The sequence below is a fragment of the Serratia sp. 121840015-1 genome, assembly GCF_053627655.1.
In genome coordinates, this window is record NZ_JBSEYF010000002.1 from 35952 (window position 1) to 56807 (window position 20856).

A 20856-nucleotide genomic window follows, 5' to 3' on the forward strand; every position below is an offset into this window, starting at 1 on the left:
TATATTTATGTTTATTTAGCTTTTTATGTGTTTTTCTAGGAATTTTCTTAACTCATGCCGTGTGCTACTATTCTCATGTTTAATAAGGGCTAATTATTATTAATTAGTTTTTTGAGCGGGGAATAATGAGATACATAATTAATAATAAGATTAAATATCATGAAGATAGATCAGAGTTGGTGGATCTAAACGCTGAGCTACCTCCTCAAACGCTCACCGCCACGCTGAACCGCCTGCTGTCCACGTTGGTCAGAAACAATAATCTGGTGGTCTCCCGCGATACCCTGCTGACGCAGGTATGGGAAGCGCACGGCCAGGTGGCCTCCGGTAATAACCTCAATAACACTATTTCCATCCTGCGCAAGATGTTCGCCGCCTTGGGCGAGGACGACATTATCGTCACGCTGCCGCGCCAGGGATTCATGTTTACCGCCGCTTCGTTGAAGACGACAGACAGCCTGGCGGAGAGTTTGCCGGAGATGCCGATCCCGGCGGCTGCAGAAAGCGCCTTGCCGACCAGGCCGCGGCGAACGCAGCGATTTAAGCGCTTCGGGTTGGCCGCTTTGCTGCTGTTGGCGGTGGGCAGCGGCATATGGGCCTGGCAGGACACCGGCTATGCGCCGCTCAGCGCGGTAAGCGTTGGCAATATCGGCAGCTGTGAAGTGAAGTTTATCGCTTCTTATCATAAGACCGGTTCCGGTAAGGCGGATTTGACGCACTTACAAACGTTGCTGGATAAAAGAAACCATATTCACTGTAGTGAGCCGGCGACGCTGCTTTATTACGACAGCCAGTCGGTGGTGCCCGGCAGCGCAGAACGCGTGCGATCTTCTTACTTCTTTTATTGTCCGCAGGCGGCGATGGCGGCGGGCAAAGCGCAATGCGAGAACTACTATGAAAGTCTGGAAAAATAACTGGATATGGCATTACCGTTACGCGCTGTTAGCCTTTGCGGCACTGGCCTGCTGTTGCGTCGCCGCTTATGTGCTGTTTGCTATGCCGCAGGTGCCGGAATGCCGGGCGTCGATGCGGGTGCATAATCAGGATAAAGATACGGCGATGGAGCGTGTGCTGCTGGTAAGCATAGTGCCTGAGGGGGCGCGGCAGCTCACTATGTTGATGAGCGGCAGTTTTTTTGATGGTGATACACGTTATGTGGTCGATCGCTCCGTGGAAATGAGTTACCAGCGTCGCGGCAGCAACTACACCATGTGGGTAACGAAAAATACCCGCAAGCCGCAGGACTCTATCGTTCGCGAGGATATGAATCGCCGGTTGCCTATCGCCGGGCAGCAGTTGCATATGCGCATCGAGCGTATCGATCCGCATCACTATCTGTTTACTGATAACCATTCGCCGCTTTTTGTCTGCGTGACTGGTGCATAACGGTCCCCCCCAGAATTACCGGGGGGCCGATGTTGTCTCTGACCCTGGGTGTCAAGAGCGAAAAGATTAAGGTTGATTGCCGGCTAGATAGTTATCTTTATGCAAGGGCTGTTGCCGGAGCGTGGGCAGTAGGTGACCTGCTGCTCGTCCTGGTTAGTGCTCTCATTAAGAATGTTAGCGTAATAATAGACGTCTGCCCGCGTACGGCAATTGAAGCCCGCCTGTTGTATCACCTGCTTGATGTTCTCCAAGCTGCCTCCACCTAAAGTCATGCTGTACACCTGGCAGCTTTGGTAATTCCCAAGTGGATAAACGCTGATGCGCGTGCTGTTTTGGTACAACACAATGATGGCAAAAGGCACCAGACAGGCAGCGGCAATCATTATTAAGCGTTGTAATGCCCGTCGGATACCGGGGGGAGAATTCCCGGGGGGCGGCGTAGAAGCAATTTCCACCTCCCGTTGTTGTTCCTTTCTATATATCTCATCCTTATTTTCATTCGCTTCATGAATACTTTTGGCGGTGAATTTAAACCCCTGGCGGGGATAAGTGACGATAATCTCCTCGGCGCCAAACTGCGCCAGTGATTTACGTAACCCGGAAACGTAATTGTTTAAATTATTGTTGGAGGCTTTCAGCCCATGATCGACCCAAACATCATTAAGTAACCTCTCTCGCAACAACAGCTTGTTATTATTCTTGATGAACAACGAAAGCAGTCTGCTGGTTGGCTTCAGTAAAGCTATTTTATTGCTGGCATTATCGACATGCATCAATGTGCCTTCCTCCTCATTATAGAGGATGCTCTCATTTATAATGAAAATCATTTTATTTACCCGTCAACTTTCCTGTCGAGAGATTATTCTGAGACCTCTTTTTATTTTTTTCAATCCCTTGGGCTGCAGGGCAATAGGATTTTTCTCTTTATTCGTATAATTGAAATGAAATGTTTATCTGCTTACAAGTTTTTTAATATAAATATTGATAATTAAATTCTATTTATCGGAATTTTAATCTATTTAATTATTATGTTATCGATAATTATCCCGTGTTTTTTGTATTTTGCGATATAACGTTTCAAGTTGAGAGCGCTAAGTGTAAATTTGTTTCCACTGATACGGGGCGCGGAAACGCAGCGTATTAGCCACGGAGACAATGCGCAGGAATCTCAGGAATAAAGCTGCCGCATTGCATGCGTGACTTAAGGATTTAATTCTTCCCACTACTTACTAAGGAATGTAAGGAATCTCTATGAAACTGAACAAAATTATGATTGCAGCGGTATTGGCCTTCGGCGCTTCTTCTATGATGGCCCAGGCTGCGAATCAGGGTAGCGGTACCGTCACTTTCACCGGTGAAATCATCGATGCGCCATGCTCTATCGCTCCGGGCGATATCGATCAAACTATTAAAATGGGGCAGATCTCCAACCTGAGCCTGAAGGACGGCCGTGAGTCTCAATTAAAACAGCCGGTTACCATTAAGCTGCAAGACTGCACCAGCGCCACACAGAAGACAGTGCAGACCACCTTCACCGGTCAGCCTGGCGGCGCGGCTGGCACGGATAATAAAATGATCGGGTTTGGCAGCGGCAGCACTGCTAAAGGGGCGAGTATCGTTATGACCGATGACGAAAACGGTAATGCCGTGATTGAGTTGGGCAAGGCGACCGCAGGTCAGGGTATTAAAGCAGGCCAGGAAACAGCTGACCTGAAATTCACCGCCTTCCTGAAAGGTAATGGTGGCGCTTTGGATACTATCGTTCCGGGTGCATTCACTAGCGTGGTTAACTTCGCGCTGAACTATCAATAAGCGCTTTATCTGAATAATGCCAGCATGCGGGGTAGCCCGCATGCTTTTCCCCAGAATGGATTCCTGTTTGCAAGGGATAATCTCTATGGCCCTTATTGGCAAAAATGTAGTGGCGCCTTCCCTATTGGTCGCGATTTTTACGGCCCAGGCGATGCCGGCAACGGCTTCGGTTATTGGCTGGGGAAGAGTCAATATGGAAGGCGCTATTGTCAACGCGGCCTGCGCCCTTGAGTCGGCCAGCCGTGATCAAACCATCGACATGAAAACTTTGCCGGTGGAACAAATTTCCCGCGATGGGCACGGGCTAACCCGCCCCTTTACGCTGAAATTAGTGAACTGTGGGTTGTCGGGTGATAATTCCGCTAATTCTGGACGCCAGCATTTCCGCATGATATTTGACGGTAATGCAGAAGGAAAAAACTTCGGCGTCATCGGCGACGCCCGCGGTATTGCATTGCGCATTGTCGATAGCATCGGTGCGGATATTTACCCTGGGGTGCCGATGTCAATAGAAAATACCCTAACAAAAGATTATCGCTTGAATTATTCAATGCAGCTGGTGGCTAACAGCCAGGTATTGCGCGCAGGGGATTACCGCTCCGCCATTCGTTTTAAATTGGATTACTACTGATTATAAATAAGTTAAAGGTTGGCGGGATCATGGATGCGAGAAAATTTAAATCGGGGGCACTCCCGTTAAGTTTATTAGGGATATGTATTTCTCTGGCTCTCTGCGGCTTGGCCTTTCAGGGGCGGGCGGATGATGCAATTCAGTTCAACACCGACATCCTGGATATCAACGATCGTAAAAATATCGATCTCGGCCGCTTTTCCAAAGGCGCCTACATTATGCCGGGCAAGTACAGCATGACGGTATTGGTGAACAAGCAGTCATTGGATGAGCAGCCGGTGGCTTTTTATCCGCCGGAAAACGATCCCGATGGCAGTGCGGCCTGCGTCTCGCCGCAGCTGGTTGAAAAACTGGGCCTTAAAACCGAGTTTCTCAAGCAGCTGCGCTGGTGGCATAACGAGCAGTGCCTGGATCTGACCAGCCTCAAGGGCATTGAGGCCAGGGGCGATCTGGCGGTGTCGGCGCTGTATCTGAACATTCCCCAGGCCTATTTAGAGTACTCCACACCGGATTGGGATCCGCCGGCGCGCTGGGATAACGGCATTCCCGGCCTGCTGCTGGACTACAACCTGAACGGCCAGGTGCAGAAGAACCGCAACGGTGGCGGCCAGACGCAGCGCCTGGGCGGCAATGGTGCGGTGGGTGCCAACCTGGGAGCCTGGCGGCTGCGGGCCGACTGGCAGACCAGCCTCAATCACCAGACCGGCTCAGGGGAATCGAGCCAGAGAACGTTTGACTGGAGCCGCTATTATGCTTTCCGCGCGTTGCCGCAGTGGGGCGCGCGCCTGGCGCTGGGGGAGGATTCGCTGCAGAGCAACCTGTTCGACAGCTTCCGCTTTACCGGCTTCAGCCTGGTGTCGGACGACAACATGCTGCCGCCTAACCTGCGCGGCTATGCGCCGGAGGTGACCGGCATCGCCAAAACCAACGCCAAAGTCACCATCAGCCAGCAGGGCCGCGTGCTGTATGAGGCGCAGGTCGCCGCCGGGCCGTTCCGCATCCAGGATCTGAGCGATTCGGTGATGGGCAAGCTGGACGTCAAGGTTGAGGAACAAGACGGCAGCGTGCAGCAGTTTCAGGTGGACACCGCCAACATTCCTTACCTGACGCGCCCCGGCATGGTGCGCTTCAAGTTTGCCGGCGGCCGGCCGTCGAACTGGGAGCACCATGTGCAAGGGCCAACCTTCGCCGCTGGTGAATTCTCCTGGGGGATCAGCAATGGTTGGTCGCTGTACGGCGGGGCCATCGCCGGTGGCGATTATAACGCGCTGTCGCTGGGGCTGGGGCGCGATCTGCTGGTGCTCGGCGCGCTGTCGTTTGATACCACGTATTCGCGGGCCAGATTGCCGATCGACGACGGCACCAAAAAAGGCGGCTCGTACCGCTTGAGCTATTCGAAAAGCTTTGATGAATACGACAGCCAAATCACCTTCGCCGGTTATCGCTTCTCGGAAGAAAATTTTATGACCATGAGCGAATACCTGGACGCGCGCTATCACGGCCTGCGGAACGGCAAAAGTCGGGAAATGTACACCATTACGTTCAACAAGCAGTTCCGCGATCTGGGGATCAGTACCTATCTCAACTACGACCACCAGACTTACTGGGATAAGCCGACCGACGAACGCTACAGCCTGGCGCTGTCGCGCTATTTCAACCTGGGAGCGTGGAAAAATCTGAGCGCCTCACTCTCGGCCTATCGCAATAAGTCCAGAGGGACCAACGACGACGGTATGTATCTGAGCCTGACGGTGCCGTGGGGAGGGGATGCCAACCTCAGCTACAGCAGCTCGTGGAACCGTAACAATAACAACCAGCGGGTGGGTTACTACCAACGGCTGGATGAACACAACAACTACCAGTTGACTGCCGGCACCTCGCGCAGCGGTGAATCCGCCAGCGCGTTTTACAGCCACGACGGCGACGCGGCGCGTATCGATACCAACGTGAGTTATCAGAGCGGCCAGTATTCCTCGTTAGGCATGAGTCTGCAAGGGGGCGCCACGCTGACCGCCCAGGGGGCGGCGCTGCACCGCAGTGGGAACTTTGGTGGCACCCGTCTGCTGTTGGACACCGATGGCGTGGCCGGGGTACCGGTACGCGGCTATGGCGCCACGAGCCGTACCAACATGTTTGGCAAAGCGGTGGTGACGGACGTCGGCAACTTTTACCGCAGCCGGGCGAGCATCGATCTGACCAACTTATCGGACGAGGCTGAAGCGACGCAGTCGGTGGTGCAGGCGACGCTCACCGAAGGGGCGATTGGCTACCGGCGCTTCAACGTGATTTCCGGCCAGAAAGCCATGGCGATGATCCGCCTGGCGGACGGCAGCACACCGCCGTTTGGCGCCGAGGTGTTCAACCGCCGCAGGCAGCAAACCGGGATTGTGAATGACGGCGGCAGCGTTTACCTCAGCGGTATCCGCGCCGGTGAACAAATGACGGTGCATTGGGAAGGGAAGGCGCAATGTGAAATCGATCTGCCGGCGTTGCGCACGGATGTTGCTCTGAGCGATCTGCTGCTGCCGTGCCGGCGCGTGGCCGCAGGCAGTGAAGGCCAGGCAGATGCCCCGGAAAATCCGTAAATGCAATTTTTGACCAAATGGAAGCTTATTATGCGAAACAACACTGTAAAAACGCTGTCGGTAGCCGGCCTGCTGACCACCACCTTGCTGAGCGGCCAGGCGCAGGCTGCCATCGCGCTGGATCGCACCCGCGTGATTTTAAACGGCGGCGATAGCTCGGTCAGCATGAACATCACCAATAAAAACACGCAGCTGCCTTATCTGGCCCAGGGCTGGCTGGAGAATGAGCAGGGTGAAAAAATCAACAGCCCGCTGATCGTGTTGCCGCCGGTGCAGCGGGTGGAGCCGGGCGCGCAAAGCCAGGTCAAGGTGCAGGCGCTGCCGGCCGCCAAGGCGCTGCCGCAGGATCGCGAGAGCCTGTTCTACTTCAATCTGCGCGAGATCCCGCCGAAGAGCACCAAGGCCAACACGCTGCAGATCGCGCTGCAGACCCGCATCAAGCTGTTTTACCGCCCGGCGGCGATCGTGCCGAACAAAAACTCCGCGTTCAACCCATGGCAAGAACAGCTGACGCTGACCCGCCAGGGCGCGGGCTTTAAAGCCAATAACCCGACCCCGTATTACATCACGCTGGTCGATGCCCGCAGCAGCAAGAGCGGTAAAACCGCCGCCGGTTTTGAACCGCTGATGGTGCCGCCGAAAGGTAGCGTCATGTTAGGCGCCACTGGCCTGGGCAATGCACCGGTGCTGACTTATATCAATGACTACGGCGGCCGCCCGGATCTGACCTTCAAGTGTGGCGCCGGCGATTGTCAGGCGATGCCTGAGAAGCAAGGATAATCGGCGCCGGCAGCGGCGCTCCATCAGTTGAAGCGGCAGGGAAACTCATGCAAAGAATCGATAACGGCTGCAATAGCCAGGGAAGAGACGCTTTAACGCGACGGGCAGGCCAGACGGCGTTATTGGCGCTGGTTTTGCTGACGAGCCAGGGGAGCCGGGCAGAGCCTGGTAACCACGGCATGTTGTTTGTGCATGGCGCGCTGACCGAAGGCGCCTGCCTGCTGGAGATGTCTTCGGCCTACCAGGATATCTGGCTGGGTGAAACCACTACGAGCAGCTTGGCAGTGCCCGGCAACCGCACGCAGCCAGTGGCCTTCCAACTGCGGTTGCGCGACTGCACGCGCATGGGGGCAGCCATCAGAGACACTCGCCTCGGTTACCGGCTGTGGGATGCCTACCAGCCGGCAGTAACGGTGAGCTTCACCGCCCCGGCCGATGCGGATAACCCGCAGCTGGTGCAGGTGCAGGGCGCCGAAGGCCTGGGGTTGCGGCTGTTGGATGCGGATAACCGCGATGTGCGGCTGGGCAGCCGCAGCCGGCCGCAGCTGTTGGCGCTGGGCGATAACGGGCTGCAGTTTTATGTGATGGCGGAGCGTACGCGTGCGCCGCTGTTGGCGGGTGCCTACCGCGCGGCGATCGATTTCCGGCTGAACTATGACTGAGGTGGATGGTATGGGCGATACAGGGCGACGCACGCTGGCCATCGGCGGCGAATATCTCCTTCTGGGCTGCGCGCTGGCGGCCAGCACCGCTGCCGCTTCGGCGCTCACCCTGCTGGCGGTGCTGAGTTTTGGCCAGCTGGCGCAGGCTGCGACGGTGAATGTCACGGTGAAAGGCGAAGTGCTCGCGAAACCAAAGTGTGAAATCAACGGCGGCAATGACATCGATGTGCCCTTCGGCGAACTGAATATCGCAGACATTGACGGCGTTAACTACGGCAAGAAAAAGATCCCCTATAGCGTGAGCTGCAGCGGCGATACCTCCGGCTCGAACGGAAATATGAAAGTGTCATTGCAGGGCGAGAACTCAAATTTTGGCGTCGGTTTACTGCGTACCCGCGAGAAGGACGATTTGGCGATCAAGCTGCTGTTCGAAAATGGCCAGCAGCTAAAGCTGAACGAGTGGCATAACTTTTTTTATCCCAATTATCCACTGCTCTATGCCATACCGGTCAAACGCGGCGGCGCCAGGTTGAGTGGCGGGGATTTTTCCAGTTCCGCCACATTATTAGTCGAGGTTCAATAAGGAGATGAAGATGAAATATATTCCAGGGCTGGTCGCCTTGGCCTGCATGGGGTTGCTGACCAGCGGCGCGGCGCAGGCGATAAATGTGAACTTTACCGGGAAGCTGGTGGCGGCACCCGACTGCGTCCTCAACACGGGTAAAGATATCAGCGTTGATTTTGCGGAAGTGGTGAGCAATAAAGTGGATGGCGTCGGCTACAAAAAAATGGAGATCCCCTACACCATTTCCTGCTCCGGCGGTTCGCCAAATAGTGGCCAGCTTAAGGTAATGCTGGAATATACGACCGTACCATGGGGCGACTACAACGCGATCCAAGCCCAACCTACCCCGCAGTTTAATAATTTTGGGTTACGTGTTGTTCAGGGCACCGGAGATACCACCTATGTGCCTAAAAGCAAGCTGACAATCGCTGATATAAATAACCCGACCAAGCTTTACGCTGTACCGATCGGCAAACCTAGCGCGGGTTTACCCGAGGGGAGTTTCAACGCCACGGCGACCATGACCGCTATGTATGAGTAAAGCGTTAGACCGGCACCGAAGCTGCACTGCTCCGGTGCCGGGCTGCAGCAGCAATAAAGCCGCCGCGTTATAAACTCGGTGGAAAGAGGCGCACCGACGGCACTTAACCGGCGGAATATTTTCGCCATTGGCGAGGTCGGATAATTCATTTTGCCGGCAGGGTAACCAGATGAAAAAGATTTTTTTAGTGTTAATCGTATTTTTCGGCGGCACGAATGTGGCCAGCTCCGCTAATTTTGAGGCTATTCCTCGTATAGAGTATATAACCCCTTACAATGCTTTCCTCTCTTTTACATTTCTCCGTATTTTACCGGAGTCGCAGGAACCCAACCCATGTTATGGGCAAAGAGACTGCAATTTATCTGTGGTAATGACCTTATCGAGCTCCCCACGTGTAGGTGTGGCATTGGTTGAGACCAACAGCAGCTGCAACACGGCGGATTGCAAGACCAGCACGAAAACGGCCAAAACCATGGGGGAGCTTGCGCCGTTAGTCAGGTATTTAGGGCGCAATGGAACGAACTCGGCCAGAGATATAAATCAGATTAACAACTGGCCTCTTAGACTCTGCTTCGGTGTGTCAATTAACGGTAAATGGAGTGGCCCTTTCGGCTGTTCCCCAGAGATACCCAGGACGAACAGCTGCGATATTCTTGACACGAATGCCATCGTTGACTTTGGCTCATTCAGCAGCGACGTTACGGCCCGGCAGGCCACGGGAAGCATTAAGGTAAATTGTGCCAGCGAGGCTTACTTACGCGTTAAGTTTAATTCCAATGTCACCAACATGTCGTTAAGCCAGGACGGGCGGATGACCGCCAGCCTGAAGTTTAGAGACCTGATCACCGGCGTGGGCGAGGATTATATAAAAGTGCCTGGCGGCAATAGAGAAATCTTTATCGACGGTGATCTCAGGAATAATAATACGTCGCATACCGGCCCGTTTTCTGTGCCTGTGGTAGCGATAGTAGAAATCATATAACAGTGACTAAACGGCCAGCCCCCATTTTTAATGGGAGCGGGCGTTATGAATGTGTTACCCCGTTAGGAATGCGATTTTCAGCGAGACGTTTCATTAGGCGCTGTTATTCTTGGTCCTTCCGCTGAAAGTATTTTTAGCGGAAGGCTGCGTAAAATGAATAACGGTAGGGGCAAAATTTACCGGGCTGTTTATCAGGAATGGTTTCTCGTTTGGCAAATAAGGGGAAATAGGCCTACAGGAGGCTCAGACAATGAAACCAATCAATATTGTGATTGATGACGAAAACCGCTATTTTGCCGCCGGCTTGCGGTTAAGCATTGCGAGATATGCGCAGCAGTATAATAAAGTCGCGCATTTCCTGCCGCCAGGCAGTGATGAGTGGCCTGACATCGTGTTGACCTCGCAGATCCGGCGCACCCGGTGCTGGGCTACCTATTCAAAGGCACACGTCGTCACCATTAAAGAAAGGCAGACCCTTGTCGCCAGGCGTACAAGCCGGGTGTTGTACCGCACTGACGATCAGCAATACCTGTTTACGCTGCTGACCGATGCCCTGGCCAATCCCGGCCCGGTATGCCATTTTTCCGGTCAGGCGCTGACCCCCCGTGAGCGGCAGGTTATCGGCTATATGCGGCGTGGGTTGGATCAATCGCAAACCGCCAGAATAATGGGGGTGAGCGTTAAAACGGTGCACAGCCATAAACGTTCGGTAATGGGTAAGCTGATGTTAAACCGCAGCCATGATTTTATGTATTGGTTACTATCGCCAGAGGCAGAGTATTCCTAACCGTGATGGGGGATAATTTTAATTATTCCCATCTGTTATCTTTAGAGCGCTAAAGGATAGTGGATTATGATTAAAATTTATCAGGGGAATATTAATTCTTGTTTTATTCATTTATTAAATAACAAAAAGGGAAAGTTATGAAAAAGACGACAGCTTTGCTTCTCGGCGCCTGCATCATGATGGCGTCTTATGCTCATGCCGGTTTTAATGGCAATCAGAGCGTGCAGGGTAATAATGGCAACGCCAGCGGCGCCGGCAATAGCGATTTTGGCCAATGCATCAATGGTCAGGGGAAAAAGGGTGGGCAATGTGCGGGCAACACCAACACAGGCGCCAAGCCTAAAGAAAAAGATAAAGGCGAAGTAATGAATGCGATCTGTGAATCGCCGTTTATGAAAAAATACTCGCCGCTATGCCAGTAATATTTATTTTTAAATGACAAGCAGGGTTATCCTCCCTGCTTTTTTTGTGGCTATTGATTAAATATCCTGTTGTTCCGACTCAAAATATAAGTTCGGTGAATTATTATCGTTGGCAGTGATGGTAGCTGTACGTAATTTACGTTGGGTATTATCTACACCAAGGGAAAGGTTAAGTGGATTTGTTTTATTTCGCGATATTCTTGTTCTGTTTAAGCATCTATTCATTCTACAAACATGCGCAGCGGATGAAGAAAAGGCAGTTATCTATTCAAGGACTCGGCCATTCTTCCCGTCGGTTGGCATCATGGCGTCATCATTGACGCTGCTTCGGCATTGTATGGCGTAGCGTTTTTACCAGAGAGTAGTGCCCGCCTCAACGAAATTGGGTATTGCTCGCCTGGCATCGCCATTTTCACGCTTAATGCCAAGAATACGGTAATCCGGTTACCCTGGAGCCAACGTCTCTGAGAGGACACCTTAAGCAGACAAGGAAGCATTCGTCATGTATCGCTGGCCCGCAGGGTGAGGCCTTTGGCCGAATAATCGAACGCAGTTCGATGGAGAGTCCAGTCCCTGAAAAGCAAAAACCCAGCCATAGGCTGGGTTCTCTAAATAGTGGTGCCCGGACTCGGAATCGAACCAAGGACACGGGGATTTTCAATCCCCTGCTCTACCGACTGAGCTATCCGGGCAACGGGCAGCATTAAACCGTATTGGCTGATAGTCGTCAACGGCTTTATGCGTGAAAGACGTTAAAATGCCTCCGGTTGCTGGCTTTTCAGGCAAAGGGCGCAAAAAATGCGCCTGTTCCGGCTATCGCCTTGGGCTATCAGCGCCGTAAGCGCGGCTCGCTCAGCTCAGCGCCCCGTTGCGGCGGCACTGTGCCACCTGCAAGATGTCTTCCGCCAGCCGTTTGGCGACCGATACGTCCTGGAGCTGGCGTTTTATCAGCAGTTTGCTCAGGCAGCCTTCCTGAATCAATTCCATTTGCTGCGCCACCATGTCGGCATCGTCGGCGTCCATGTCGCGCAGCAGTTCGCGGGTCAGCTCCAGCGAGGTCAGCTTTTGCTGCTCCGCCAACTGGTGGATCGGGTGATCCGTTTCCGGGAAGAAGCTGCAGGCGGCGATAAACAGGCAGCCGGGGTAGCGGTCTTGCTGCACGTATTCCGCCAGCACGTCATAGCGCGCCAGCAGCTTTTGCTGCGGGCTCAGGTTTTCGTCCAGCAGCAACTGGCGGCGCCAGGTGTCAATCTGTTGGCCGTGGTAGCGCAGGCAGTCGTACAGCAGCGCTTCGCGATCCGGCCAGAACCGTTTGAGATCGCCGGGCTGAACGTCGAGTTTTTCCGCCAGCATCTCTAATGTGGCGGTCGCCAGGCCCTGTTGTTCCAACAGGCCCAGCGCGGTATCAAGGACGTGTTCACGTTGCACTTGTGCTTCCTCCCATTCGCTTCCGATCTTCAGTGTCATTTATCGCATCACTTTCTGCAAATGCGCGTTGAAGGCTTCCGCCTTCATAAAACCGGTGACCCGCTGGGCCGTCAGCTCCTGGCCGGCCGGATCGAAGAACAGGATCGTCGGCAACCCCAGCACCTGCAGATGCTTCAGCAGCGCCGCCTGTTCCGCACCGTTGGCGGTGACGTCCGCCTGCAGCAGCACCGCGTTGGCCAGGCTCGCCTGCACCGCCGCATCGCTGAAGGTATATTTCTCGAACTCTTTACAGGCTACGCACCAGTCGGCGTACAGGTCCAGCATCACCGGCTTGCCGCGCGCCTGTTGCAGCGCCAGATCTAACTGCTCGACGTTGTTGATACGGGTAAACGTCAGGTGCGGCTGAGCCGCCTGCTGCGCCTGATCGGCGCCGAAGGCCCAGTCCTGCAGCGGCCGCGCGGCGATCACCGCCGCCGCCAGCAGCAGAAGCTGCAGGGCGCGTGCCCAGCCGCGCGCACTTCTCAGGCTCAGGGCGAAGGCCCAGCCGAAGAATGCCAGGCCGAGCAGGCTCCACAGGCGCAGGCCCCACAGGTCGCCGATCACCCGCTCCAGCAGGAACACCGGTAGCGCCAGAATGACGAAGCCGAAGGCCTCTTTCACGTACTGCATCCACGGGCCGCTGCGCGGCAGCAGGCGGTTGCCGAACAGGGTGACGATCACCAGCGGAATGCCCATTCCCAGCGCGTACAGGTACAGCGTGCCGCCGCCGGCCCACAGATTACCGCTCTGGGCGATATACAGCAGGATGGCGCTGAGCGGCGCGGTGGTGCAGGGGGAACAGATCAGCCCGGCCAGGGCGCCCATCAGGAACACGCCGGTCAGTGAGCCGCCGCGCTGGGTGTTGCTCCAGTTCGCCAGCCGGGTTTGCAGCGCCGAGGGCAGCTGCAGGGAATAGAGGCCGAACATCGACAGCGCCAGCGCGATGAACAGCACCGACAGGCCAATCAGGACGTAAGGATGCTGCAGCGCCGCCTGGAACTGCAATCCGGCGGCGGCCACCACCAAGCCCAGCAAGGTGTAGGTGAGCGCCATGCCCTGCACGTAAACCACCGCCAGCGCCAGAATGCGGCCGCTGTTTTGCGGCTGGTCGCGGCCGAGGATGATGCCGGAGATCAGCGGATACATCGGCAGTACGCACGGGGTGAAGGCGATGCCGATGCCGATCAGCAATGCCCACAGCGGCGAGAACGGCAGGCTGGCCGGTGCGGCGGGGGCTTCAACTGGTGCAGCGGCCGAGAGCGGCGCGGCTGCGGTGGCGCTGACCGCGTCCAGCGGGATGGTTCGGGTTTCCGGTGGATAGCAGAAGCCGGCCTCGGCACAGCCCTGATAGGTGACGCTGAGGCTGGCGTTGGCCGCCGCCTGTTGCAGCGGCACCTGCAGATTCAGCTGCTGTTTGAAAATCGCCACTTCGCCGAAGAACTCGTCCTTGTGGCTCACCCCTTCGGGCAGGGTAAATGCGCCGAGCGTCGCCTGCTGCGGCACCAGTTTGATCTGCTGGCGATACAGGTAGTAGCCGGGGCGGATCTGCCAGTTCAGCGTTACCTGGCTGCCTTGCTGTTTGAAATCGAAGGCGAAGGCCTGATCGACAGGCACGAACTGGCTGCCGCCTTTCGGCGCGAACAGCGAAGCCTGCGCCGCCTGCGGCAGGAAGAACAGGCTGCACAGCAGCAAAATCAGTTTAAGGAGGCGTTGATCCATAACAGGTAGTCTTTATCTCCGGCCATCACCGGCAAGACCAGCAACTCGGGCGTCTGGTAGGGGTGATGTTGTTTCAGGGTGTCGAGCAGGGCCTGCTGACGGCGGCGATCGCTTTTGAACAGCATCTGCACTTCGTATTCCTGTTCCAGTTTCCCTTCCCAGTAATACAGCGAGGTGGCGCCGGGCAGCAGTGTGGCGCAGGCCGCCAGCTTATCGCCCAAGACCCGCGCCGCCAGTTCCTGGGCGCTGGCTTCATCGGGTGCGGTACAGAGTATGACGACAGCTTCGCAATCAGACATCTTCAGCCCTCTCATCGATTCGAATGGGCACTATACCCTGAAGGCGGATTGGCTAGAAGGCGAGTTTATCGCCAAAAGGAAAACCGGGGCCGCAGCCCCGGTCGAAGCCTTACAGCATGACGCTGCCGAGCAGGAAGCCGAATACCACCGCGAAGATCACGCCCATGGTGCCGGGAATGAAGAACGGATGGTTGAACACGAAGCGGCCGATGCGCGTGGTGCCGGTGTCGTCCATCTGCACCGCGGCGACCAGCGTTGGGTAGGTCGGCAGGATGAACAGGCCGGAGACGGCGGCGAAGGAGGCGACGGCGGTCAGCGGCGATACGTTCAGCGCCAGCGCCATTGGCATCAGCGCCTTGGCGGTAGCGGCCTGCGAGTACAGCAGCGCCGAGCAGAAGAAGAAGATCACCGCCAGCAGCCACGGGTGCGCCTGAATGACGCTGCCGGCCGTCTCTTTGATCCAGTCGATGTTGGCCTGCACGAAGGTATCGCCCAGCCAGGCGACGCCGAGGATACAAATACAGGCGCTCATGCCGGCCTTGAAGGTGCTGGAGTTCAGCACCATGTCGGTGTCGACGCGGCACAGCAGGGTGGTCAGCGTGGCGACGCTCAGCATGATGATCAGGATGGCGTTGGTGGTGTTCATCAGCGGCTTGGCCACCAGGCCCAAGCCCGGGCTGTTGATGATGGCATAGGCGACAACGCACAGCACGCCCAGCAGGAACAGCAGCACCGAGGCTTTGGCGCGCGGTTTGATCTCCAGCGCGTTGTTGCCGCGCAGGGTGATCAGGCCTTCTTCCAGGCGTTTCAGGTACACCGGATCGTTAGACAGCTTGGAGTCGAACAGCCAGGTCACCAGCAGCGACATCACCAGCACGGCGCAGAAGGTGGACGGGATCACCACCATCAGCAGGTGCAGGTAGCTGACGCCGTGGCCTTCCATCACCGAAGACATGTACACCACCGCGGCGGAGATCGGCGAGGCGGTGATGGCGATCTGGGCGGACACCACGGCGGTGGACAGCGGCCGGCAAGGCTTGATGCCCTGTTCTTTCGCCACTTCGGCGATCACCGGCAGCGCCGAGAGCGAGATGTTGCCGGTGCCGGCGAAGATGGTCAGGAAGTAGGTGACGATAGGGGCGAGAATGGTGATGTGCTTGGGGTTCTTGCGCAGCAGCTTTTCGGTCTGCTGCACCAGATAGTCCATCCCCCCGGCGACCTGCATCGCGGAGATCGCCGCGATCACCGCCATGATGATGGAAATCACGTCGAAGGGAATGCTGCCCGGCTTGACGCCGATCAGCGCCAGGACCAGAACGCCCAATCCCCCCGCGAACCCGATACCGATACCGCCCAACCTGGCCCCTAAAAAGATGGCCAGCAGAACGATAACCAATTCCAAGGCTAGCATAGTGTTTACTCCTTAAAATGAGAGAAATTGAAAATCAAACGTTAAAATTTTGTGGGCGCCGGAAAGTAAAAAGGCACGCTATCCAGAGGATTTAGCGTGCCTTTCAGGGCTACCGGGTAGGTCTGTTATTGTTCATTTTCATCCGTATAGCGTTTGGCTTTATAGGCCGGGTGCATCAGGTTCTCCACGGAGAAGATGTCATCCAGCTCGGCTTCGGTCAGCAGGCCGCGTTCCAGCACCACTTCACGCACGCTCTTGCCGGTTTCGGCGCAGATCTTCCCGACGATGTCACCGTTATGGTGGCCGATGAACGGGTTCAGATAGGTGACGATACCGACCGAGTTGAAGACGTAGTGTTCGCAGACTTCTTTATTCGCGGTGATGCCGTTAATGCATTTTTCCAGCAGGTTGTAGCAGGCGTTGGTCAGGATGTGGATCGACTCGAACATCGCCTGGCCGATCACCGGCTCCATCACGTTCAACTGCAGCTGGCCCGCTTCGGCCGCCATGGTAACGCAAGTGTCGTTGCCAATCACCTTGAAACACACCTGATTGACCACTTCCGGCACGACCGGGTTCACTTTGGCCGGCATGATGGACGATCCCGCCTGCAGCTCAGGCAGGTTGATTTCGTTCAGGCCGGCGCGCGGGCCGGAGGAGAGCAGGCGCAGGTCGTTGCAGATTTTGGACAGTTTCACCGCCAGGCGTTTGAGCGCGCTGTGCACCATCACGTAGGCGCCGCAGTCGGAGGTGGCCTCGATCAGGTCTTCCGCCGGCACCACCGGCAGGCCGCTGACTTCCGCCAGTTTTTGCACCGCCAGCGGCTGATAGCCTTCCGGGGTGTTGAGTGCGGTGCCGATGGCGGTGGCGCCCAGGTTCACTTCCAGCAGCAGCTCCGCGGTGCGGTGCAGGTTGCGGGTCTCTTCGTTCAGCAGCACGCTGAAGGCGTGGAACTCCTGGCCGAGGGTCATCGGCACTGCGTCCTGCAGCTGGGTGCGGCCCATTTTCAGGATGGTTTCGAACTCTTTCGCCTTGCGGTCGAAGCCTTCACGCAGCTGGTTGATGGCGTCGATCAGTTTCTGGTTGGAGGCGTACACCGCGATGCGGAACCCGGTCGGGTAGGCGTCGTTGGTGGACTGGCACTTATTGAGGTGATCGTTCGGGTTCAGGTACTGGTATTCGCCTTTTTGATGGCCCATCAGCTCCAGGCCGATGTTCGCCAGCACTTCGTTGGTGTTCATGTTCAGCGAGGTGCCTGCGCCGCCCTGGAACACGTCCACCGGGAACTGATCCATGCATTTGCCTTTATCCAGCACCTCGTCGCAGGCCTGGATGATCACGTCGGCGATTTTGCGCGGGATGGTTTTGAGTTCTTTGTTGGCCATCGCCGCGGCCTTTTTCACCATCACCATGCCGCGAACGAACTCGGGGACATCGCTGATTTTGCTGTTGCTGATGTAGAAGTTTTCAATCGCACGCAGAGTGTGAACTCCGTAGTAAGCGTCTGCGGGGACTTCACGTGTTCCTAACAGGTCTTCTTCGATACGAATGTTGTTTGACATGAGAACCTTCTCTATGTGTTGCTGCCGAATTAATAATTTGTCAGGTCAAGGCTAGTAAGGGCACAGCCTAAATTAATATTGCCGAAGGCTTGGGGCGTGAAACGATTAACCAAATCGCCCGTTGCTGCCCAGATCATATGCTGGTTGGTAAGAAATGACTGAATCCAGATCACCTTATGGTGTTTAAGGATATGCCCTTTTCCGGTTCTGTGACTTCTTTCACGTTTGTGAACTTTAGCAATAAAAACCGGCTCTCGGTTGAAATGGTGGGGTGATGCCCTCATTGTAATGGTGTCGGCCGTTTACGGCCTCTTTTTTCGCGCCGTCGCCCCGTGGCGGCCGCGCTTTACCTACCGATAGGAGAACCAGGTGCGCTGGTTACCGCTACTGCTGATATTTCTGCTGGCTTACATAGAAATATCCATCTTTATCAAAGTCGCCGCCGTGCTCGGCGTGGCTGTCACCCTGCTGCTGGTGGTGTTCAGCTCCTGCGTCGGCATCTCGCTGGTGCGCAATCAGGGCATGAAAACCTTCGTGCAGATGCAGCAAAAACTGGCGGCCGGCGAAAGCCCGGCGGCGGAAATGGTGAAAAGCGTTTCGCTGGTGCTGGCGGGCTTCCTGCTGCTGATTCCGGGCTTCTTTACCGACTTCCTCGGCCTGCTGCTGCTGCTGCCGCCGGTGCAAAAATCGTTGACGCTGAAGCTGATGCCGCACCTGTCGGTTTATCGCCCCGGCGGTTGGACGGGCGGCGACGCCGCCAACGGCAACACCTTCGACGGCGAATTTCAGCGCAAGGACGACGAACGCCCGGTGCTGGAACACCGCCCGGACGAGGAGCGCAATCCCCGCGATCGTTAAGCAAACGCGGCTCAGGCCGCGTTTTTCATCTCTGTAGCACCCGCGCGACCAAAAATGCGAAATTTTTTTCGCTAGCCCCCTTGAAGGGGGCTGGAACGCCCCCATCTCAAATCCCACGAGGCCGGTAATAACAACCATCCGGTGTACAACCCTAAATCTGATAGAGACCTTCTTACAGGAGAGCGTTCAATGAGTATTCGTCCATTGCATGACCGCGTTATCGTCAAGCGCAAAGAAGTTGAATCAAAATCTGCTGGCGGCATCGTCCTGACTGGCTCTGCGGCGGGTAAATCCACTCGCGGTGAAGTGGTTGCAGTGGGTAAAGGGCGTGTGCTGGAAAGCGGCAACATCCAACCGCTGGATGTGAAAGTTGGCGATATCGTGATTTTCAACGACGGCTACGGCGTGAAAGCAGAGAAGATCGACAATGAAGAAGTGTTGATCATGTCCGAAAGCGACATTCTGGCAATTGTTGAAGCGTAATTGCGCTTTATCTTCTGAACTGAACGAGTTGAAGGGAAATACCAATGGCAGCTAAAGACGTAAAATTCGGCAATGACGCTCGCGTGAAAATGCTCCGCGGCGTGAATGTTCTCGCTGATGCAGTAAAAGTGACTCTGGGCCCGAAAGGTCGCAACGTAGTGCTGGATAAATCTTTCGGCGCACCGACCATCACCAAAGACGGCGTTTCCGTTGCGCGTGAAATCGAACTGGAAGACAAGTTCGAGAACATGGGCGCACAGATGGTGAAAGAAGTGGCCTCCAAAGCGAACGACGCGGCGGGCGACGGCACCACCACGGCAACCGTACTGGCGCAATCCATCATCACCGAAGGTCTGAAAGCGGTTGCTGCAGGCATGAACCCGATGGATCTGAAGCGCGGCATCGACAAAGCGGTTGTCGCTGCAGTTGAAGAACTGAAAAAACTGTCCGTACCTTGCTCCGATTCCAAAGCTATCGCTCAGGTAGGCACCATCTCCGCCAACTCCGACGAAACCGTGGGTAAACTGATCGCGGAAGCGATGGAGAAAGTGGGCAAAGAAGGCGTTATCACCGTTGAAGAAGGCACCGGCCTGCAAGACGAGCTGGACGTGGTTGAAGGTATGCAGTTCGACCGCGGTTACCTGTCCCCATACTTCATCAACAAGCCGGAAACCGGTTCTGTTGAGCTGGAAAGCCCGTTCATCCTGCTGGCTGACAAAAAGATCTCCAACATCCGCGAAATGCTGCCGGTGCTGGAAGCCGTTGCCAAAGCAGGCAAACCGCTGCTGATCATCGCTGAAGACGTAGAAGGCGAAGCGCTGGCGACCCTGGTGGTCAACACCATGCGCGGCATCGTGAAAGTGGCTGCCGTTAAGGCGCCTGGCTTCGGCGACCGTCGTAAAGCCATGCTGCAGGACATCGCGACCCTGACTGCCGGTACCGTTATCTCTGAAGAGATCGGTCTGGAGCTGGAAAAAGCCACCCTGGAAGACCTGGGCCAGGCAAAACGCGTTGTGATCAACAAAGACACTACCATCATCATCGATGGCGTGGGCGACGAAGCGACCATCCAGGGCCGCGTTGCTCAAATTCGTCAGCAGATCGAAGAAGCGACCTCTGACTACGATCGTGAAAAACTGCAGGAGCGCGTAGCGAAACTGGCCGGCGGCGTTGCCGTTATCAAGGTTGGCGCAGCCACTGAAGTTGAAATGAAAGAGAAGAAAGCCCGCGTTGAAGACGCCCTGCACGCGACCCGCGCTGCAGTGGAAGAAGGCGTGGTGGCCGGCGGTGGCGTAGCGCTGATCCGCGTTGCAGGCAAAATCGCCGCGCTGAAAGGCGACAACGAAGACCAGAACGTGGGTATCAAAGTTGCGCTGCGCGCAATGGAAGCCCCTCTGCGTCAGATCGTGGTCAACGCCGGTGAAGAAGCTTCCGTTATCGCCAACCAGGTGAAAGCGGGCGAAGGCAGCTACGGCTACAACGCTTACTCTGAAGAATACGGCGACATGATCGCGATGGGTATCCTGGATCCAACCAAAGTGACCCGTTCTGCTCTGCAGTACGCGGCTTCCGTGGCTGGCCTGATGATCACCACCGAATGCATGGTCACCGACCTGCCGAAGGCTGACGCACCGGATCTGGGCGCAGCAGGCGGCATGGGTGGCATGGGCGGCATGGGCGGCATGATGTAATCATCCCCCACACGCTTGTGTGCTGAGAACCCCGGTCAAACGACCGGGGTTTTTTTTATCTTAAAAATCAATAAAAAGAATGTTTATTTAGCTTGTTATTAGTTTACTGAATGAATTATTGCATTATTTTGCTTTTACCCTAAACCGTTGTCGTTTCGTACCGATATAGCCCCTACCAGGCGGGGAATTTTCCCTCGCCGGTGTGACTGTCAA

At 55.6% G+C, this 20856-nt stretch carries 21 protein-coding genes and 1 tRNA gene; 15 read left to right on the top strand and 7 right to left on the bottom strand.

Features of this window, described 5'->3' with window-relative positions; genetic code table 11:
* The first annotated feature begins 179 nt into the window (after positions 1–179).
* Together ACUXAC_RS13505 and ACUXAC_RS13510 are read left to right on the top strand one after the other, a co-directional pair.
* The gene (locus tag ACUXAC_RS13505) at positions 180–914 is read left to right on the top strand and encodes a winged helix-turn-helix domain-containing protein (RefSeq protein WP_225529168.1); all 735 of its coding nucleotides are present in this window, start codon (positions 180–182) and stop codon (positions 912–914) included.
* Positions 895–1386, top strand: a complete 492-nt coding sequence (locus ACUXAC_RS13510) for a hypothetical protein (protein WP_141971556.1) — start codon at positions 895–897, stop codon at positions 1384–1386. Before ACUXAC_RS13505 ends, ACUXAC_RS13510 begins: the two co-directional genes overlap by 20 nt.
* A gap of 83 nt (positions 1387–1469) precedes the next feature.
* Here the strand turns inward: ACUXAC_RS13510 and ACUXAC_RS13515 are convergent, their stop codons facing one another.
* Positions 1470–2213, bottom strand: a complete 744-nt coding sequence (locus ACUXAC_RS13515) for a winged helix-turn-helix domain-containing protein (protein ID WP_141971554.1) — start codon at positions 2211–2213, stop codon at positions 1470–1472.
* A gap of 424 nt (positions 2214–2637) precedes the next feature.
* Here ACUXAC_RS13515 and ACUXAC_RS13520 point away from each other — a divergent pair, with 424 nt between their 5' ends.
* The 10 genes from ACUXAC_RS13520 to ACUXAC_RS13565 all read left to right on the top strand — a co-directional run bounded on the left by ACUXAC_RS13520 (position 2638) and on the right by ACUXAC_RS13565 (position 11153).
* Entirely contained in the window at positions 2638–3198 is a 561-nt protein-coding gene (locus tag ACUXAC_RS13520; RefSeq protein WP_141971552.1) for a fimbrial protein, read from the top strand.
* A gap of 85 nt (positions 3199–3283) precedes the next feature.
* The gene (locus ACUXAC_RS13525) at positions 3284–3829 is read left to right on the top strand and encodes a fimbrial protein (RefSeq protein WP_141971550.1); all 546 of its coding nucleotides are present in this window, start codon (positions 3284–3286) and stop codon (positions 3827–3829) included.
* A gap of 29 nt (positions 3830–3858) precedes the next feature.
* The gene (locus ACUXAC_RS13530) at positions 3859–6414 is read left to right on the top strand and encodes an outer membrane usher protein (protein WP_308343531.1); all 2556 of its coding nucleotides are present in this window, start codon (positions 3859–3861) and stop codon (positions 6412–6414) included.
* A 30-nt stretch (positions 6415–6444) separates the two neighbouring features.
* The gene (locus ACUXAC_RS13535; RefSeq protein ID WP_225529165.1) at positions 6445–7194 is read left to right on the top strand and encodes a fimbria/pilus periplasmic chaperone; all 750 of its coding nucleotides are present in this window, start codon (positions 6445–6447) and stop codon (positions 7192–7194) included.
* 47 nt (positions 7195–7241) lie between these two features.
* Positions 7242–7856: a fimbrial protein gene (locus ACUXAC_RS13540; protein ID WP_197834551.1), complete on the top strand. Its 615-nt coding sequence runs from the start codon at positions 7242–7244 to the stop codon at positions 7854–7856.
* Positions 7849–8439, top strand: coding sequence for a fimbrial protein (locus ACUXAC_RS13545; protein WP_197834550.1), 591 nt, complete (start codon positions 7849–7851; stop codon positions 8437–8439). The genes ACUXAC_RS13540 and ACUXAC_RS13545 overlap by 8 nt, the downstream gene beginning before the upstream one ends.
* Before the next feature lie 10 nt (positions 8440–8449).
* Positions 8450–8962, top strand: coding sequence for a fimbrial protein (locus ACUXAC_RS13550; protein ID WP_225529164.1), 513 nt, complete (start codon positions 8450–8452; stop codon positions 8960–8962).
* A gap of 169 nt (positions 8963–9131) precedes the next feature.
* Positions 9132–9944, top strand: a complete 813-nt coding sequence (locus ACUXAC_RS13555) for a hypothetical protein (protein ID WP_225529163.1) — start codon at positions 9132–9134, stop codon at positions 9942–9944.
* Positions 9945–10194: 250 nt separating this feature from the next.
* Entirely contained in the window at positions 10195–10731 is a 537-nt protein-coding gene (locus tag ACUXAC_RS13560) for a helix-turn-helix transcriptional regulator (protein WP_225529162.1), read from the top strand.
* 137 nt (positions 10732–10868) lie between these two features.
* A complete protein-coding gene (locus ACUXAC_RS13565; RefSeq protein ID WP_141971536.1) occupies positions 10869–11153 on the top strand; it encodes a hypothetical protein in 285 nt (94 codons plus the stop codon).
* A gap of 616 nt (positions 11154–11769) precedes the next feature.
* Here the strand turns inward: ACUXAC_RS13565 and ACUXAC_RS13570 are convergent.
* From ACUXAC_RS13570 to aspA, 6 genes are all read right to left on the bottom strand, one after another.
* A tRNA-Phe gene (locus tag ACUXAC_RS13570) sits at positions 11770–11845 on the bottom strand.
* A gap of 160 nt (positions 11846–12005) precedes the next feature.
* Complete coding sequence (dicD, locus tag ACUXAC_RS13575) at positions 12006–12581, bottom strand: division control transcriptional repressor DicD (protein WP_060440930.1); 576 nt, start codon at positions 12579–12581, stop codon at positions 12006–12008.
* 39 nt (positions 12582–12620) lie between these two features.
* Complete coding sequence (locus ACUXAC_RS13580) at positions 12621–14339, bottom strand: protein-disulfide reductase DsbD (protein ID WP_454266720.1); 1719 nt, start codon at positions 14337–14339, stop codon at positions 12621–12623.
* Positions 14315–14638: a divalent cation tolerance protein CutA gene (gene cutA, locus ACUXAC_RS13585; RefSeq protein WP_004929657.1), complete on the bottom strand. Its 324-nt coding sequence runs from the start codon at positions 14636–14638 to the stop codon at positions 14315–14317. The genes ACUXAC_RS13580 and cutA overlap by 25 nt, the downstream gene beginning before the upstream one ends.
* Before the next feature lie 109 nt (positions 14639–14747).
* Positions 14748–16049 carry an anaerobic C4-dicarboxylate transporter gene (locus tag ACUXAC_RS13590; protein ID WP_225529160.1) on the bottom strand — a complete coding sequence of 434 codons (1302 nt, stop codon included), beginning with the start codon at positions 16047–16049 and terminating at the stop codon, positions 14748–14750.
* A 125-nt stretch (positions 16050–16174) separates the two neighbouring features.
* Complete coding sequence (gene aspA / locus ACUXAC_RS13595; RefSeq protein ID WP_454266721.1) at positions 16175–17611, bottom strand: aspartate ammonia-lyase; 1437 nt, start codon at positions 17609–17611, stop codon at positions 16175–16177.
* Between the two features lie 369 nt (positions 17612–17980).
* On the opposite strand from aspA, the gene ACUXAC_RS13600 reads away from it, so the two are divergent.
* From ACUXAC_RS13600 to groL, 3 genes are all read left to right on the top strand, one after another.
* A complete protein-coding gene (locus ACUXAC_RS13600) occupies positions 17981–18469 on the top strand; it encodes an FxsA family protein (protein WP_343181045.1) in 489 nt (162 codons plus the stop codon).
* Positions 18470–18658: 189 nt separating this feature from the next.
* Positions 18659–18952, top strand: a complete 294-nt coding sequence (locus ACUXAC_RS13605) for a co-chaperone GroES (protein ID WP_004952634.1) — start codon at positions 18659–18661, stop codon at positions 18950–18952.
* A 44-nt stretch (positions 18953–18996) separates the two neighbouring features.
* Positions 18997–20643, top strand: a complete 1647-nt coding sequence (gene groL, locus ACUXAC_RS13610; RefSeq protein ID WP_004929662.1) for a chaperonin GroEL — start codon at positions 18997–18999, stop codon at positions 20641–20643.
* The last annotated feature ends 213 nt before the right edge of the window (positions 20644–20856 follow it).